This window comes from Bacillus sp. C1 (genome assembly GCF_054570475.1).
In genome coordinates this window covers 22,571-40,000 of the sequence record NZ_JBTMZT010000006.1, presented here as the reverse complement: position 1 = coordinate 40,000, position 17,430 = coordinate 22,571, and the positions used below count along the sequence as shown (strand labels likewise).

Genomic DNA, 17,430 nt, shown 5'->3' with positions numbered 1-17,430 from the left:
TTACACCTTCTTCTTTGTTAATTTAAGTAATACTTTATCCAAACTTTCTTCCGTAAGATCCTCTGCATCAGCAAAGTCAGATACCGTAAAAGCGGACTCTGTCGTTGGTGAATTTATCAGTTGACGAAGTTTATTCAACATACCATTTGCTATCGCTTGAATTGTCAATTTAGAAAACTGTTCTCTACTATATATCCAAACAAAATGTAGCTTCTCATCTTTTACCATACCGACAACATCAATTGGGTGAGATAGTTTCGATTCTGGAGCATGATCTAAATGTGTAAACCCTGTCTCCTGCATAAACAAAGATTCTTTGGAAAACACTTGATCAAATTGTCCCAAATAGTTAAAGCTGATCGATGGTTTTTGCTGTTGATAGAAAGAAAGCGATTCTCTGCTTAAGTAACGTAAAATGCCATAATCAACGCCATGATTCGGAATTCGGCGCAATTGATCTTTCACAGCTTTTAATCCCTCAATAGATGTCTTTGTTCCTTGAAGGTCAAGATGAACGGGATAAATACTCGTGAACCACCCCACTGTCCGTGATAGATCAACCCCCTCAATCATCTCTTCTCTCCCATGTCCTTCCAAGTGAACAGAAAGCTGATTCTGCTTTGTACAATCAGCTATAGCTTGTACTAGTGCCGTCAATAGCACCTCGTTAATCCGTGTCTTATGAGTCGCCGGAACTTCTTGTAACAACGCGTGGGTCTCTTCTACTCCCAATGTCATCGTCACTTGATCACTCGATGCTTCTGTCGTTTCCTGTATAGGATAGTCCATCGGAATCGTCATTACTTGTTTTGCTGCCTGTTCATGCCAATAATCTTGTACTTCTTTTGGAATACCAGAATCACTGTATGTTTGCAGTCGTTCCGACCATTCTTTAAAAGATGTACTTTTCGCAGGTAATTGAACTTTTTGATCTTGTTTCATCTGGTTGTATACGACCTGTAAATCTTCTAATAAAATTCGCCATGATACCCCATCTATTGCTAAATGATGAATCGTCCAGAATAATCGGTCTTTTCCATTCAAACCATCCTCAAAGTACACTACTCTCATCAATGGACCTGTAAGTAAATTGAAACTGGCTTGAGCGATATCCATTTCTTCTTGTATCATTTGATTCCACGCTTGTTGATTAGCATCGTTCCGCTTTATCACCCGAAATACAGACTGTTCACCGATTCCTTCATTTCTCTGCTCCCAGATTCCACCCGGCAACTGTTCATACCGAAAACGTATGGCGTCATGATGTTTGAGTAAGTTTAATAGAGCTCCCTCTAGTAATTCTACATCCAATCTCTCTCTTACTCTCAAAAGCATCGACTGATTCCAATGTTGTGGATGCGGATGTTCTTGCTCAAAGAACCAATACTGAATTGGAGTAAGCGGTACCTCTCCCGTCACAATACCCTGCTCTGCTTGTACTCCTTGCTCTTCTTTGACTACTTGCGCCAACTCAGCAATCGTTGAGTGTTCAAACATTTGCTTTGGTGTAAGTTTTAAGCCTAATTGACTCGCTCGTGATATAATCTGAATGCTAAGAATCGAATCTCCACCAATTTCAAAGAAGTTATCATAGATTCCTACCTTTTGAATTCCTAATACTTGCTTCCAAATAGTAGCCAGCGCTTCTTCTTTACCATTCCGAGGTGCAACACATTCCATCTCAACTCCCCTCTCATCTGGTATAGGTAAGGCCTTATGATCAACTTTACCGTTAGCAGTTAGAGGAATGGCTTTCATCATCACAAATCCTGAAGGAACCATATAGCTTGGTAGTTCCGCCTTGAGATACTCTCTCCACTCATCTACATTCCCATCACCCACAACATATGCTACCAATCGTTTATCACCCGGCTGATCTTCCCGAACGATCACAACAGCCTCTTTTATGGATGCATGCGCGTTTAAAGCAAATGTAATTTCCCCAAGTTCAATTCGGAAGCCACGGATCTTCACTTGATGATCAATCCGCCCAAGATAATCTAGATTTCCATCCGGCAAATATCTCGCTAAGTCTCCTGTCCGATATAATCGCGCCCCCGTGTCACTACTGAATGGATGAGGAATGAAACGTTCTGCAGTCAACTCAGGTCTGTTTAAATACCCACGTGCGAGTCCTGCCCCGCCAATGTATAGCTCACCAGCTACGCCAATAGGAACAGGCTGTTGACAAGCATCTAGCACATACACTTCTAAATCCGGAATCCTCGTTCCGATATGACTTCTGGAAGAGTACTGCACATCATCTTGAGTAATTGGATAATACGTAACATGAACGGTAGTTTCTGTAATTCCATACATATTAATTAGCTGCGGCTTCTTCTCTCCATACATTTGAAACCACGGTAATAAGCTAGCCGGATCGAGTGCTTCTCCACCAAATATGACATAACGTAAATGTAAGTTTTTATTCTCACCTTCTTGTTCACACACCTGTATCAATTGTCGAAATGCAGATGGTGTCTGATTAAGCACCGTAACTTTTTCTTTTACTAACAGTTGATAGAAATCCTTGGGTGATCGACTAACCCAGTAAGGAACAACAACCAATCTTCCGCCATAAAGCAATGCCCCCCAAATCTCCCATACTGAGAAATCAAACGCATAAGAGTGAAAAAGCGTCCAAGTATCTTTTTCATCAAATTGATACCAGCGTTCTGTTGATTGAAATAAACGAATCACATTATGATGCTCTACCATAACTCCCTTCGGATTCCCTGTTGATCCCGAAGTATAGATTACGTAAGCGAGATGTTGAGGACTTACATCAGAAATCGGTAAAGCAGTACTTTCTTTCTCAATCTCAGCCTGATCACGATCAAAGCAAATCGATTCGATATTCTCTGGTAACCATTTCAGTCCTTTTAAACTTTCTTGCGTTACGACTAATTCAATGCTAGCATCCTCTAAAATATACTGAAGTCGCTGCTCTGGATACGTTGGATCAAGTGGAACATAAGCTCCACCAGCCTTCAAAATCCCCAAAATACCTACAATCATTTCAGGAGAACGTTCCACACAAAGCCCAACCAATGAATCAGACCCTACTCCTTTTTTCTGCAGATAGTGAGCTAATTGATTCGCACGTTCATTAAGCTCACTATAGGTAAGCTTCTCCTTTTCATACATAACTGCAATGGCATTGGGATGTATCATCGCTTGCCGCTCAAACAACTCATGAATGGTTGCTTGAGGTGGAAAGTCAAGTTTAGGATCGTTGAACTCTACTAAACTTTTTCTTTTCTCTTCTTCTAAAAGGATGTCGATCTCAGCAACCTTCTGCTTCGGATTTTTAAATGTGTTTTCCATTAACACTAGCATGGTTTTAAAAAAGCGAATCATCTCTTCTTTGGAAAATAATTCTTCGCGATAATCAATATGTACGTGCAAGGAGTTTATATCCGTCAAATTTTCGATATGTACTGCAAAGTCTTGCACTTCTTCACGATTCGGAATCCAAAGAGAGTCCCCAGTTTCGCCACGCTCTCTATAATCAATCGTAGTGCCAAAAAGTCGAATATTACTATTATTCTCTTGATTCACCTGCTTTAATAACAAATCAAATGGATATTTCTGATGTCGTAATACTTTACGTTGTTTTCTGGACACTCGACCAATAAATGAGAGTACTTCTTCTTCAGGATCAATATCCATTCTCAGAGGAACTGTACTTACCATCATTCCAATTAATTCCCGCTCCATTTTAGTCATACGATTGCCATAAGCCATTCCCAAAGCAATATCAAGCGACGAGGTCCATCGATACATCGTCAACGAAAGCGCAGCAACAAAAAGAGTATATATGCTAAATCCGTAATGATTAGAAAATTCCTCCATTCTAACTTTCGAAAATCCAGATAATTCAAAAGTCTCACGTGATGCCCTCGTACTAACTTGGTAAGCATTATACGGTTTCAATCCCGTTACAGATGGAAGTGTTTTGAATTCCTCTAACCAGAAGTTTTGATCTTTTTGAAAACGACTGCTGTTCAAGTATGTCTGTTCATTGACTAGAAACTGAACATATGAGTTCCTAGGTACGCTCACATCTTTCTCACTATGAAACTCATGACAATATTTAGCAATTTGACTAGTAAAAATTTGGATTGATAAACCATCCATGATAATATGATGAACATTTCCAAAAACGGCGCACTCATTATCGCTTAATTTTATTAAAGCGAAATAGTATAAATCAGAATCAAATAACGTAAACGTCTCTTGCGCCTTCTGCTCAATCCATTGTTCTAGTGAATTCGAGTCTCTCTCGGCACTAAAGTCGAAGAAGTCAAACTCTCGTTCTTGATGTTTAACAAAATATTGCTCTGGTTCTTGATGTCCATTTTCTTTCAGTCTGATGCACAGACCATCGTTTTCATTGATGACACGATTTACGGCTCGATTTAATATCGAATAATTTATTTTCTGATGGATCTTGAACAAGAATTTTAGATTACATATACCTTTACCTGAATAAATAACTTCTGTATACCATATTCTCCTCTGTGGATGACTTAATGGATAACACTCCTCATTGGACATAAAAAATTCTCCCTTCAAAAATGATTTACTCTTATAGGTTCGTGTTTAACCCAAAAATATTTTTGTAATGAAACCCCAATTACTCCAATGATGATGAGCCCAATACCCACATAAAAATAGAGTTGAATTACTCCGAACAAGTGAACAAGTGGACCGCTCATAGCAGGAGAAATGATGAGGACTGCATTTGTTAAACTGCTTTGAATCCCAAATACTCTTCCGACCTGTTCTTGATGAGATTCTATTTGTAGAATGACTTGATTGGATACAAGCATAAGTCCACTTCCAATACCAGCTATAAAGCTAATCACATAGCCAAAAATGAGGGATGCTCCCGGACTTATCAGAGTTATCAGACTAATCCCACCGAAGCCAACTCCCATTAACGCAATGCCTCCACATACTCCCCAACCATATTGAAAATGTTTTAATTTCTGAGTTAAGAATGCACCAATTATTCCCCCAAGACCAATAATGGAAATGATGTATCCCATCTTATTCTTATCATTTGGGAACAAGCTCTTAAATAAAGTGGGGAACTGTGAATCTACTAATTGCAATACCGCCATAGCTATTGTAAAGAAAACCATAGTTGATAATATCATCCGATTGGATAATACATACCCCCAACCTTGTAACCAAGCGGCCCAAGTACTTTGCTGTTTCTTTTCTATATGTTCTCTTGCCCGAGATTCCTTTAACTTTATTGTGGGCAACAGAACCAACGCAGCTAGTAAACAGCAGATTGCCCTTATAACGAGGCAAAACTCCGGCTGAAACCAGCTCAGTAACATTCCTCCTATAAGTGGACCCAGTATCTTACTTCCTTGTTCAACTATCCCATTTATACTTACCGCTTTGGTAAGCAGATCAGCAGAAACAATCTGTCGTGTCAGTGTTTGCTGCGCAGGATAATAAAAAACGGTAAAAATGGAGCGAATCATTAATACTAACAAAAGCCAATAAATATCTTGGACAAATAAAAGAACAATCGTTAGTAGACCAACCATAAGATTGCAAAACATCATAATTGGAATTTTTCTAAAGCGATCAGCAATCACACCTGCCCACGAACTAAATAAAATTCCAGGAAGTGCATATGCAACGGGAATCAATCCAATCATGGTAGGGTCTACTTCCCATTCAAAACCAACAATGGTCATAATGGCTAACATGTCAATGAATACTCCGAGCATAAGCAATGAATACGCAGAGAAAACTTGTAAATAAATCGCATTTCCCCATAGACTTTTTGAGTCGGTAGTTTTCATAAAAATGGGCTCCTTAAATTTACTAAAAAATAAACTATTAAATCGTTTAATGTCTAAAAGCGATAGATGCTATAGAGCGGAAATTCCATACGAAAGTAGACCTTGCCCCCTGCTTGAGGAGAAAGGGCTGAATACCTAAAGTCGTTTTGGAAAAACATAATCCTAATCAAAGAACTCGATACTGAGAAAATAATGATTTAATAGTCCTATAACCTTATTATTTACAATAGTTTGAACATTCAATCCACACCTTTCATTTTCCAGAATTATCTATATTTTCTACTTAACATACTATCATACAAAATTTTCTCCTACTATCTTCATAAAGTTGAAATAATAGAATCAGAAATTTTAGATAAATAGATGCACCAATAGAGCAACTCTATCGTTATTAAAATGAGGGTTTTCGGATCAGAAAGGTATATGTTTAACTATAAAAACTATGAAAAGATTTATCCGGTTTTCCTTTTTACCTACTTGCTACATTCAGCAAGTAGAATATTTTTATAAGGATCCGGACCGTCCGCTTTGTCCGAGTTGTTCAAACTGACAGCCAACATATAACCTACCTCCAAGTGTACCTCCAGCAAAAGTAACAAACCCTGGAATGCTTCCAAAAGATGTCCCCATATTGATACACCTTTTGGAAGCTTAATTTCAAAGGTTCCAAGACCATATCTGCTTAATTCAGCTCTTCCTGTAGAAACTGTAGTAAGCATTTGTTTTAGTTACTGTCCCTCCAGTAATTTGCCACTATGTAAACAAGAGAAAAATTTGTTTAAGTCGTCAGCAGTAGAAATTATTTCTCCAGCCGCACTCCCCATACTTAGGTTATAATAAGTAACGTCTTCTAGCTTTCTTGCTCCGTTTGGGTAAAAATATCCACGGGCATGCTTAGTACATAGATTAACACTTGAATTTGTAATCTATTTTTACAAACGCTATTCTAGCCTAACAAACGGTAAATTCCTCTTTTTTCACAAGTATGTTAACCCCAGAAATTACTTCTTTTCCTTGAAACACTCTTGTTAACTAGTTTGTTCTTCATATATAAGTCATATCTGTTTCGCCTTTCACTCTTCTTTATATTTTGATCATATACAATAAAAATCTCTTTTTCCTTACCTATTCCTTACAAATCTCTTACGTTCAAAATAGCTTCTATAATAAGGTAGAAGGGGGATCTGTGTCTGAAACTTCAAAGCATTCCCCAATAAATATATGAATCAAAAAAAGAAACATAGAAGTTTTTCACTTCTATGTTTCTTTTTTCTTCTTTTACATATTAAAGATTCGGCTTACTCTTAACAGGATGAATTCCGCCTCTCTTCTAATATAATTTTTCTTCTTGTGATACAACACAAATGACATTGTGCTGCATGAAACAATCCTAACGTTGTTAAAATCACTTGTTTCTAAATCAAAGTTTATTTCATACTCCATATCCATGAACTAAAAAAACAAACACCTACATTTACACTCATTTTATTTATAAACATCCGCACCAAGCTCTTTTAAAAAATCTATATTAATCACTTCAAAGTATCCGTTACTCTTTCTTATTACACCTTTATCACAAAGAGTATTCAACGTTCGTAGTAAGTGCCTATAGCTTGTTCCTAACAATTCCGACGTCTCCGTCAAATTTCCATTAAATATAATTCTTTGTTCATTATAAGTAGTCTGTTCTCCTGTCGCGAGAATGTAACTAGCTAATCTATTTTCAAGAGGATACAGTAAATTAATCGTACTATTTTTAGAAAGTCTATTTAATTTCTGAGATAAAGATCCACAAATATAGCGTAAAAAGGTTGCATCTTGAAGCAATTGTTCTCTCACTTTTTCTAAAGGTATTCCAATGCAATAAGAATCTACCATCACTTGTACATTTGAAGCTGTTTTTTGCGAGTGAATTAATTCTACATCCCCCAATACTTGCAAGCTATCATAAAAACATAACAATACGGATTTCCCATTACTTAATGTGTTATACGCTTTCGCTTTTCCCTCGACAAAGAAATACAAATAATGAATCTCTTCATTCTCCTTACAAATATGTTCGTTCTTTTTAAAGAGTAATAACTTCATATATGTTTTCATGTCATTACTGAAAAATGATTCAATATTATTCTGCTTAACAAATTCATCTAACTTATAAGAATTACATACTTTCTTCATAAATCCCCCACCTTTATACCCCTTTTTCAATTATAAAGAAACTTTATTCCTTTCACTATGACATATGTCATAGTAGCTCACAATTAAATCATGATACATTACATGTAAATTTGTAGGGGGGAAACGTCATTGTATAATGTACTCTCAATTATTATAGGTGCTTTCATCGCTATTATGATTCCTTTAAATGGGATCTTATCTGAAATGACAGGTAACTATACATCTAGTGTCATGATTCATATCGTTGGATTAGTTGCCATTGTCATTGTTTTACTCGCTAGCAAATCTAAACTTCAGATGCAAAAAGGAATACCACTTTATCTTTACAGTGCAGGAACCATCGGTGTATTTACTGTATTGTTTAGTAATCTAAGTTTCACAGCACTTGGCACCTCAATCACCATCGCTTTAAGTTTACTTGGGCAATCCGTTTCATCTATTATTATCGATCATTTCGGTTTATTAGGCATGAAGGTCGTGAAGTTTGAAAAGAAAAAAATCTTTGGATTGCTGCTCATTTCTTCCGGAATCATTGTGATGACTATATTTTAATGGGGGATAAAACGATGCTATATATTTGTATTGCCATTTTAGCTGGGATTTCTATTGTAGTTGCAAGAATTATTAATGCTAACTTAGCAACAAAAATTGGAATTTTCCAAGGGACATTTTTTAATTATATTACGGGGCTAGTTGTTTCTTTTTTATTTTTAATCTTTAGCAGTGAATCTCTTTCCGTATCAACTACCACACTGCAATCTATACCGTTTGTCGTGTATTTAGGTGGGCTAGTTGGTGTTATTGTAATTGTATTATCAAACTATATTACTCCTAAAATATCATCTTTCTATTTAACATTATTGATTTTTGTAGGACAATTATTTATGGGCGTATTGATTGATTTTTTCAACTCAGGCGATATATCTATCGGTAAAATAATTGGAGGTTTTTTAGTGTTACTTGGACTTACTTATAATTTAATACTCGATAAGACATACGAACCTATCAAAAATAATAGCGTACAGCTTTAATCCTCTATTAAACATAAAAAGGAATATATCCGATTATATTGGATGTATTCCTTTTTTGTATGCATATCCCCTTGGTTCAACAGATCAACTTTTCTGCTTCTTTCACAGATTCCTTTCTAAACATAAGGAGTTTCAATACGATAGACGTAATTATCATTCCAAGTCCACAAAGGATAAAAATAACATTTATAGATACAAACACAGAAAGAAACCCAAATATGAAAAGCGATGCTGTATCCGCTAAATAAAGCAAAACCGCGTTAAAACTGAAGCCTCTTCCTAACATATCTTTAGGAACAAGTTTTTGTAATATGTATACTCTTGTTAATCCAGCGAGTGGCAAGCCAATCCCGACTATGAAGACTCCAACAAAGTAAAATGGAATATTAAATGTCAATCCAAGCAAGAAAATTCCAATACCCCAAATGATTGACGCGATTGTATAAATAGTTAAATTCAAGTTTTTCCATATGAAGGGGATAATCATGTTTGTAACGATTACTACGCATCCAAAGAACCCTTGGATGATGCTATAAATTTCTTTACTCTCTTTTGTCCACTCTCCCAAAGATAATAATAATCCGACTTTCCAAACCCATGTATTCATGAAAACCATTGTAAATGTAAGTAGAAATAAAAATGTGATTTGTTTATTGGATTTCATCCAAATCCAAAATTCACTTAATGAGAGAAATACTTCTTTTACACGTTTTTTGTTTGTAGTCATTTCGTCTTCTGTTACATTCATTTGAATAAGAAAAAGAGCACTTACAAAATATGTAATCGCATCAATCGTAAAAAAGTGAATAACACCGACTGTCTTCATTAATAGTATGGAGAAAAATGGGCTAAGTACAGTAATTCCCCTCGTTACGGAATCATATATACTATTCGTTATACTTCGTTGTTCTATAGGAATTATAATTGGCAATAGCGCTCTATGTGCCGGATTAAAAAAACAACCGCAACACTGAATGAAAAAACTTATAATGATCATATACGTGTAGGTTAAAACATCGAAGTAGTAACAGAAGACAAGCGAAAGAATGAGCGGAATACGAATTATATCAATCATAATGAGCAATCTCTTTTTCTGCACCCAATCAGCGATAACACCACCCACTAGTCCAAACAATAGATAAGGAATTGTCGTCGCAATAACCATTCCAGTTGTATGCAGTTCCGATCCTGTTAAATCATAGGCCAGAAACACAAATGCTAAACCCGTTAATATATCGCCTAAACTAGAAACCCCTCCTCCTAATAAGTAATACATTACATTTTTATTTTTTAAAATCGTTTTATACAATAGACTCCCTCTTTCCTATTGTTTTTCAAAATGCAACGCAATTACAATTCTCTGATGAATCTTTTGATGTAGTATCTTTAAATTTCATTTTAAGAGTCATTGAACATCCTAAGCAAGCCTTATCTGAACCTATTCGGGTAACGAAATGAACAAGGTTATCCGAAGAATATTTTGAAAATAAAAAGAAATATACGATTTCATACAGGAAATAAAGAAAATTCTTAGAAAACATACTTAATAAAACAAATATGTATTTATACTTACATAACACTTTCAAAAGGATAAATGTAACTTTTGATGAATAACAAGGTATCTGCTTTGTTTACTACATAAAATGATTTGTTATGTTAATCTCACGTAAATACAATTTTTTTTATGAGTAATCACGTACTATGAATGGAAAAAATTCACCTTAAGGAGAATTTATAAATGAAAAATGTAATGACAAGTGATGGTGTTACTTTACATATTAGTAAAAGTGGACAAGGAATACCATGTATTTTCTTACATGGAGGACCTGGTTATTGGAGTTACCCTTTTGAACAAACAGGCGGTCCTCTTTTAGAAAACTTTATGGAAATGTATTATCTTGATCAACGAGGTTGTGGTCGCTCTTCACTTGCTCCAGAGGGAGACTACTCACTACAAAGGTTACTTTTAGATCTTCAGGAGATAAGGCAAGAATTAAATATAGATCAATGGATTGTAATGGGACACTCATTTGGTGGTATTTTAGCTAGTAACTACGCTAAGAAATACCCTAACAGTATCTTAAGTTTAATCTTGCTTAACTGTACATTAAACAAACGAGAATCCAACCTGCACCAAATAAACATAGGACGAAAGTGGTTAGGAGAAGAAACTATTTTGGATACTTATGAGTCTGTCGAGTCTTTCTATCAAGATTTCTTTGCGATTGCTGAAAAGTTGCTAAAAATGGGGAAATATTATGATTTACAGTTCATGGATAGAAAAAAACATACCATCTTTGAAGGCTTAGACAAAGAACTTAAACATCGCCCTGATTTTCGTAACTATGTACACTCCTCTTCTGAATTCTTTAAAGATTATACTCAAATCACAAGTGAAATTTCAGTACCAACCCTTGTAACTAGTGGTAAATATGATGATGCTGTCGGACCAGATCATTATAAAAAATTTAAGTTCCCTAATATGTCCATTGCTATCTTAGAAGATAAACACCATCCCTACTTAGAAAATCAAGAAGAGTTTAAGAATGTAATTCGCGATTTTGTACTGAATATCCCGATTGTAACAACTGAAAGTTAGTAAAAAGTGCTTTCTCATATATAGAAAGCACTTTGAGCCTACAACTATTTTCTTAATACTTTGTTGTCCGGTGATACGAAAGCGTAAATAAAGAATTTAATTTCAAGACGAACCCCCAGTCAGTGAAGTCAGGAGAAGTTACCTCCCACTTCCCAAATAGCGTCAGACCCGACACTTTAGCCAGTGACACAGATGTTTAGTTATCGAGCTGGCCATCGGTACTGAGGTTCATAACCTTGTCCAAAGGCATACTTCTTACACGTTTTGATTCATCTGCCATTATGTTCATTTCCTTATACTCGCTAGAAGTAATCAATCTTCAAGGCCATTCTCATGTAAGGATGTCATCCAATTCTCTTATACAAAATTTCAATCTACGCTCTATTATTTTTTGCTTCTTCTAAAACAATTCCCGCTATTTCATTAGCGTATTGTTTAGAGTCAAATTCGTCATAGTTACTTAATACCACAACAGACAAACGCTTTTCTGGGAACCGTATGAAGTGCGAACTATAACCTGCCCAGCCTCCGGAATGTTCCAAATATCGGCAACTAAAACCTTCTGTAACCCTAAGCCCAAAAGCATAATCTTCATTGTCAATAATCATCTCTCCAGCTGGAGAAACTTTCGGACTTATTTCGCTCATTCTTTTAACAAGGTCTTTTCCCCCAACGATACCTGTAGTTAAGTTTTCTCCCCATTTTACCAAGTCTTCAACTGTTGTATGAACTGCCCCATCCCCTGTATGTTCCCAAGGACTTTCATAAATTTCATATACACCTTGTTCATTCTTCAAATACCCACTAGCAATTGATATAGTAGCTGGATAGCAATCCACAATTGTTGTGTCTCTCATATTTAAAGGTTCAAAAATACGCTCCTTTGTAAACTCACGTTGACTCTGGCCACTTACTTTCTCTATTACTTGCGATAATAAAAAATATCCTGTATTGCTATACTCAAATTTTGTTCCAACTGGGAAACTTGCAGTTTGATGATTATTAAGGTGTTCTAGCGATTCTTCCGCAGTTAATTTATCCGTATATTTAATATTTACTGCTTCAGCTAATTCCATATAATCCACTAGTCCACCAGTGTGATGAATGAGATGTCTCAATGTTACAGGCTCAGCATATGTCCCTATGGAAGGTACAAATTTTACAATTGAATCATCTAAACTCAATTTCCCATCTTGCTCTAAGAGTAACAGAGAAAACGCCGTGAATTGTTTAGAGACTGAAGCAATATTAAAAATTGTTTTTGTCGTTATGGGTAGACTTTCCTCTATAGAAGCCAAGCCAACTGCACCTTTATAAGTTATGCCGCTATCAAAACTAGCAATATATGCACAACCAGGACTTGTTGGTAAACATTTGTTAAATAATTGTTTAATCGATGTGTCTGTCTTTTCATTGTAAATATGATTCATTTCACTCACATTCCTCTCCGTTTAAATGATAAAAAAGATATTAACCTGTTATCTTTCTCATAATGAACTCAATTGGACCCCTTTTGTATTTTCTCCTCCAAATAACAGAAAAAATAATACTACCTATAAAAAATAGTAGTGAGAATGTAAGTGCAAAAGTAAGCGTTTGGTTTTCTACTCTATTCAATGGTATTAATATCCCAATTCCGATAAATACATGGCTTACATAATGAGTTAAAGTAAGCTGTCCAGTTTTCACAATAGCATTTGTAAACCAATGTCCAGAAAGTTTCTCCGTAATATAGATTGAAAGAAGGATAACAATAATAGCTGAAGCTGAATTAGATACTATATAGAAAATAGTAGGGGGGATTGGACCTGTTTGAAATAAGAAATGTAAACTCTCTTTATCTAACAAAGAAAGCGATACACGTAATAAAATTTGAGAACAAACTTCAATAACAACTAACAAAATTACAGAAATAACCATTAACTTTCTTCTTATTACTTCTTTTGTTAAATCTAATTTTCCGATTACCATACCTATTAGAAGAAAGCATATCCATGGAAATACAGGATGATATCCATTAAACAGCAGATTCCTTACAAATCCTTCTACTGTCCAAAAGTCGATATATTCTATAAATGGTTTCTCTAGATGCCATCCTTTCATATAATTAATGGTGATTTGTAAAATTTGAGCTACAAATAAAAATATTGCGACTCCTATAAAAATACATCTATCTGAAGCTATGATAAATAAGGAAGCAACTAACATATACACTCCATAATAATGCAATATATCACCAGTCCAACCTACTGCATACAATAGTAAACCTAAGATGAATAAAAAAATCGATCGTTTCCATAAATTCATTCGATTTTGCTTAATATCAAAAGGCGTTCCACTTCGAGCTTTTTTTGTCATTAAAGCGACTCCAATGCCTGCTAACATAACAAAAGTAGCTGAAGCTCTTCCTTCGAAAAGTTCAGCAAACCATATAAGCCAACCTGGACCATTTCCTGCTGCCCCCGTTAATATTTTATAATTAACAATAAGCATTCCAAACATAGCTAGAGCTCTAGCAAAATCTAATCCTTCAATCCGTTTTGATGGTGTAACCATTATTCCCCCTCCTCCAGCACACGCTACATACCTTCTTTCGACATTCCTTTCGCTTTTATTCTTCCCTCTTTAACGGTATGAAAATTTCTAACTCAAGAAGGTCACCACTAATAAAAATTTCATTTGAGCTTTCCACTGCATAGATCGGCAAATTCTCTTTAGCGATAATAGCAAGTAACTGTTCCTCAAATTCCTCATCCGTTCTTCCATATATATATGATGACTTATACATCCCCGCTTTCATAACAAAGTCTGCCTGATCATCTGTCTTTATACATAAGTGATACGTGTCTTCTTCAAAAATATAAAAGCTATCATTATCAAACAATAGCATTGGCAATTTCATCTCAAAAACATCTTTTGCAGTTACATTCTCATCTGCCCTTAATGTAATCATTTTTTTTAAATGAATATTTTCCATACGCTTTGTAGAATCTTCCTTTTCTTTTGCCAAGTTATACATATGGTATTCTATAGAGTTTTGAATTTCAGTTAACCTTTTGATTTCATCGCTAATTTCCTTCGATTTTTCCTTTAGTAAGTTCAAGTATTCGCCTTGTTGATAAGTTGTAAGTATATCCTTAATTTGCGCTACTGAAAGATTTAAATTTCGTAACATTAATATTTGAGCAAGTTGATACATTTCTTTAAGAGCATACTTTCTGTATTTATTTGTATCAACATAGTCCGGAAACAATAACCCCTTTTCTTCGTAATATCTGATTTGATGATGACTAATATTAAAAATTCTCGCCAATTGATTGATTGTAATTGTTCCTTTCATGCTATCCCTCTTTTCTATTCCAAATATAAACTATAGGGTTACCCTAATGTCAAAATAAAAAAACTTCTCTGTTTACAATGATTATGGAAAAAGTCGATACCCTCATTTTTGAGAATATCGACTTTCATTTCCAAATAATTTCATTAAATTTTAAAGATCTTTAGTTCTATTCATTATCATTTAATAGACTTTTGTATCATCATCTATATTTTCAATCTGAATAAAATCAAACTCCGCTTCGTAGCCCTCTCCTTGTGGACTGCAAGCATAAATACCAGCTTGAATACACCCCTTCTCTTCAAAGAGGTGGGCCATTCTTATTTGGTTCCACAAAGTGCCGTCTAATGAATAATCGACATAGTAATTACTTCCTCTTTTCGTTATTCGATAGAAAAGCGAATCCAGATCTTCTAAAAATTCCTGACTAGACCAATCAGAATAACCGTTATTTGTTACAACAACCCCTAGTTTACTATTACCATCTGGTATATATTCAACTGATGTCTTTAACCAAGTATCTTTTGAAAATCGAACCATTAAACCTGCCTGATCATATCTATTCTTTGGTTTAGATGTTACTTTCGTAATCAATCTAAAGTCTCCATTTAGTTCATAATATAAAAAATGCCCATTATCAACTTGAAATTCATAATGTGTTTTTTGCCAGAAATCTGTCTCTTTATCAGTTTTTATTAGTAAGTTCGCTTTATCGCTATTAATCTCCCATGTTTCAGGCGGGGAGAACCATTTAAAGTTTTCATCAAATTTCGCATTATTAAATTCTTCTATTATTATATAACGTTCATTCATCATTACTGTCTCCTTTAATCTATTCTATTTATTTAATAACTTCTTTTCCGCCCATGTATGAACGCAATACTTCCGGGATCACAACGGAACCATCTTCTTGTTGGTAGTTCTCTAAAATAGCTGCTACTGTACGCCCTATAGCTAACCCAGAACCATTTAATGTATGTACAAATTCTGGTTTTGCACCTTGTGTACGACGGAAACGTATACCGGCACGACGAGCTTGGAAATCTTCACAGTTTGAACAAGAAGAAATTTCACGATATATCCCAGAGCTTGGTAACCACACTTCAATGTCATATGTTTTTGCAGCTGGGAATGCTATATCAGCTGTACATAAAGTAATTACTCGATAAGGTAATTGTAACAATTGTAGTACTTTTTCAGCATTTGCTGTTAATTTTTCTAACTCATCATATGATTCTTCTGGTTTTGTATATTTGACCATTTCAACTTTGCTAAATTGATGCTGGCGAATCAGCCCTCTCGTATCACGCCCTGCACTACCGGCCTCTGAACGGAAACATGGCGTATGAGCGGTAAAGTTAATCGGTAATTCTTCACAATTTAAAATTTCATCGCGATAATAGTTCGCTAATGGCACCTCCGCCGTTGGAATTAAAGAATAATCTGTGCCTTCTAACGTAAATACATCTTCCTTAAATTTTGGAAATTGTCCAGTTCCTAATAAACTATCGCTATTTACAATAAACGGCGGAATCACTTCCGTATATCCATGTTCTTCAACATGTAAATCTAACATAAAGTTAGCTACCGCTCGCTCTAAACGTGCTCCTAATCCATTGTAATATACGAAGCGACTTCCGGTTACTTTTGCTGCGCGCTCAAAATCTAGTAATCCTAATGTATCAGCAACTTCCCAATGTGGTTTTGCTTCAAATGAAAATTCTTTTATTTCTCCCCACTTATGTACTTCAACATTATCATCTTCTGATGCTCCAATAGGCACTGTTTCATTCGGGATATTTGGTAATGCCAATAATATAGCGTTCAACTCTTCTTCTACATTACGTAACTCATCATCTAACGTTCTAATCTTGTCGCCTACTTCACGCATTTCGGTAATAAATTCATTAGCATCTTGCTTTTCACGCTTTAACTTCGAAATCAGCTCAGACACTTCATTACGTTTGCTTTTTAATTCTTCTACTTCTACTAACAGTTCACGGCGCTTTTGATCTAATTCTTCAAATTTATTTAATTCAAGAAACTCTCCACCACGATTCATCAATTTGTTCTTTACTTCGTCAAAATTAGCACGTAATACTTTTACATCTAACATATCTTATCTCTCCTTTAATAAGTGTCTAATACCATCATCTTCGTTCGCATTACAATTTAAAGTAAGGGATTTTTACTAAACAAAATACAAAAAACTCCCGTCCCTATAAAAGGGACGGGAGTTAACCCGCGTTGCCACCCTAGTTGAAAGCACCAAAAATATACGCTTTCCACTTAAACTATTAACGGCTTTTAGCCGGAAATGATTACTAACTTCACATTTGAAGCGTTCCACATTTCGCTCAAGGACGGATTCACAAGCTTTTTCTATCGGTTTACACCATCCACCGACTCTCTTAAAGAAAAACACCTGTTACTAATTCCTTTCAACACTTTCAA

13 protein-coding genes, 1 pseudogene and 1 other annotated feature are annotated in these 17,430 nt (G+C 35.3%); of the genes and pseudogenes, 4 read left to right on the top strand and 10 right to left on the bottom strand.

The features are described 5' to 3' along the window. The 4 genes and pseudogenes from ACX5JI_RS17320 to yeiL all read right to left on the bottom strand — a co-directional run bounded on the left by ACX5JI_RS17320 (position 1) and on the right by yeiL (position 8,009). Entirely contained in the window at positions 1–4,560 is a 4,560-nt protein-coding gene (locus tag ACX5JI_RS17320) for a non-ribosomal peptide synthetase (protein WP_459502276.1), read from the bottom strand. 14 nt (positions 4,561–4,574) lie between these two features. Beyond that, positions 4,575–5,831, bottom strand: coding sequence for an MFS transporter (locus ACX5JI_RS17315; RefSeq protein WP_459502274.1), 1,257 nt, complete (start codon positions 5,829–5,831; stop codon positions 4,575–4,577). A gap of 473 nt (positions 5,832–6,304) precedes the next feature. Next, positions 6,305–6,751, bottom strand: a pseudogene (locus tag ACX5JI_RS17310) (serine hydrolase); the annotation flags it as partial. Between the two features lie 565 nt (positions 6,752–7,316). Further along, positions 7,317–8,009, bottom strand: a complete 693-nt coding sequence (gene yeiL, locus ACX5JI_RS17305; RefSeq protein ID WP_459502273.1) for a transcriptional regulator YeiL — start codon at positions 8,007–8,009, stop codon at positions 7,317–7,319. A 129-nt stretch (positions 8,010–8,138) separates the two neighbouring features. Here yeiL and ACX5JI_RS17300 point away from each other — a divergent pair, with 129 nt between their 5' ends. Next, positions 8,139–8,561, top strand: a complete 423-nt coding sequence (locus ACX5JI_RS17300) for a DMT family transporter (protein WP_459502272.1) — start codon at positions 8,139–8,141, stop codon at positions 8,559–8,561. 14 nt (positions 8,562–8,575) lie between these two features. Beyond that, positions 8,576–9,040: a DMT family transporter gene (locus ACX5JI_RS17295; protein ID WP_459502271.1), complete on the top strand. Its 465-nt coding sequence runs from the start codon at positions 8,576–8,578 to the stop codon at positions 9,038–9,040. Between the two features lie 76 nt (positions 9,041–9,116). Here the strand turns inward: ACX5JI_RS17295 and ACX5JI_RS17290 are convergent, their stop codons facing one another. Then, positions 9,117–10,349, bottom strand: coding sequence for an MFS transporter (locus ACX5JI_RS17290; RefSeq protein ID WP_459502270.1), 1,233 nt, complete (start codon positions 10,347–10,349; stop codon positions 9,117–9,119). Between ACX5JI_RS17290 and ACX5JI_RS17285 the strand changes: the two genes are divergently transcribed. Further along, complete coding sequence (locus ACX5JI_RS17285) at positions 10,304–10,498, top strand: methyltransferase domain-containing protein (protein WP_459502420.1); 195 nt, start codon at positions 10,304–10,306, stop codon at positions 10,496–10,498. The genes ACX5JI_RS17290 and ACX5JI_RS17285 overlap by 46 nt on opposite strands. A gap of 280 nt (positions 10,499–10,778) precedes the next feature. Continuing rightward, positions 10,779–11,639, top strand: a complete 861-nt coding sequence (locus ACX5JI_RS17280; RefSeq protein ID WP_459502269.1) for an alpha/beta fold hydrolase — start codon at positions 10,779–10,781, stop codon at positions 11,637–11,639. Positions 11,640–12,013: 374 nt separating this feature from the next. On the opposite strand, the gene ACX5JI_RS17275 is transcribed toward ACX5JI_RS17280, so the two are convergent. The 5 genes from ACX5JI_RS17275 to serS all read right to left on the bottom strand — a co-directional run bounded on the left by ACX5JI_RS17275 (position 12,014) and on the right by serS (position 17,092). Further along, positions 12,014–13,069, bottom strand: coding sequence for a serine hydrolase domain-containing protein (locus ACX5JI_RS17275; RefSeq protein WP_459502267.1), 1,056 nt, complete (start codon positions 13,067–13,069; stop codon positions 12,014–12,016). 40 nt (positions 13,070–13,109) lie between these two features. Beyond that, positions 13,110–14,195 carry a DUF418 domain-containing protein gene (locus ACX5JI_RS17270; RefSeq protein ID WP_459502266.1) on the bottom strand — a complete coding sequence of 362 codons (1,086 nt, stop codon included), beginning with the start codon at positions 14,193–14,195 and terminating at the stop codon, positions 13,110–13,112. Positions 14,196–14,250: 55 nt separating this feature from the next. Beyond that, positions 14,251–14,979 (bottom strand): helix-turn-helix domain-containing protein, encoded by a 729-nt coding sequence (locus ACX5JI_RS17265; protein ID WP_459502265.1) that lies wholly within the window; start codon positions 14,977–14,979, stop codon positions 14,251–14,253. A gap of 180 nt (positions 14,980–15,159) precedes the next feature. Continuing rightward, the gene (locus tag ACX5JI_RS17260; RefSeq protein WP_459502419.1) at positions 15,160–15,789 is read right to left on the bottom strand and encodes a DUF1349 domain-containing protein; all 630 of its coding nucleotides are present in this window, start codon (positions 15,787–15,789) and stop codon (positions 15,160–15,162) included. Between the two features lie 28 nt (positions 15,790–15,817). After that, positions 15,818–17,092, bottom strand: coding sequence for a serine--tRNA ligase (gene serS / locus ACX5JI_RS17255; protein WP_459502264.1), 1,275 nt, complete (start codon positions 17,090–17,092; stop codon positions 15,818–15,820). Positions 17,093–17,199: 107 nt separating this feature from the next. After that, positions 17,200–17,430 (bottom strand) — a binding site (T-box leader).

Bases quoted from the DNA above. Each gene is read 5' to 3' on its own strand.
- ACX5JI_RS17320 (WP_459502276.1), bottom strand. From the start codon at position 4,560: ATGTCCAATGAGGAGTGTTATCCATTAAGTCATCCACAGAGGAGAATA.
- ACX5JI_RS17315 (WP_459502274.1), bottom strand. From the start codon at position 5,831: ATGAAAACTACCGACTCAAAAAGTCTATGGGGAAATGCGATTTATTTA.
- yeiL (WP_459502273.1), bottom strand. From the start codon at position 8,009: ATGAAGAAAGTATGTAATTCTTATAAGTTAGATGAATTTGTTAAGCAG.
- ACX5JI_RS17295 (WP_459502271.1), top strand. From the start codon at position 8,576: ATGCTATATATTTGTATTGCCATTTTAGCTGGGATTTCTATTGTAGTT.
- ACX5JI_RS17280 (WP_459502269.1), top strand. From the start codon at position 10,779: ATGAAAAATGTAATGACAAGTGATGGTGTTACTTTACATATTAGTAAA.
- ACX5JI_RS17275 (WP_459502267.1), bottom strand. From the start codon at position 13,069: ATGAATCATATTTACAATGAAAAGACAGACACATCGATTAAACAATTA.
- ACX5JI_RS17270 (WP_459502266.1), bottom strand. From the start codon at position 14,195: ATGGTTACACCATCAAAACGGATTGAAGGATTAGATTTTGCTAGAGCT.
- ACX5JI_RS17265 (WP_459502265.1), bottom strand. From the start codon at position 14,979: ATGAAAGGAACAATTACAATCAATCAATTGGCGAGAATTTTTAATATT.
- ACX5JI_RS17260 (WP_459502419.1), bottom strand. From the start codon at position 15,789: ATGAATGAACGTTATATAATAATAGAAGAATTTAATAATGCGAAATTT.
- serS (WP_459502264.1), bottom strand. From the start codon at position 17,092: ATGTTAGATGTAAAAGTATTACGTGCTAATTTTGACGAAGTAAAGAAC.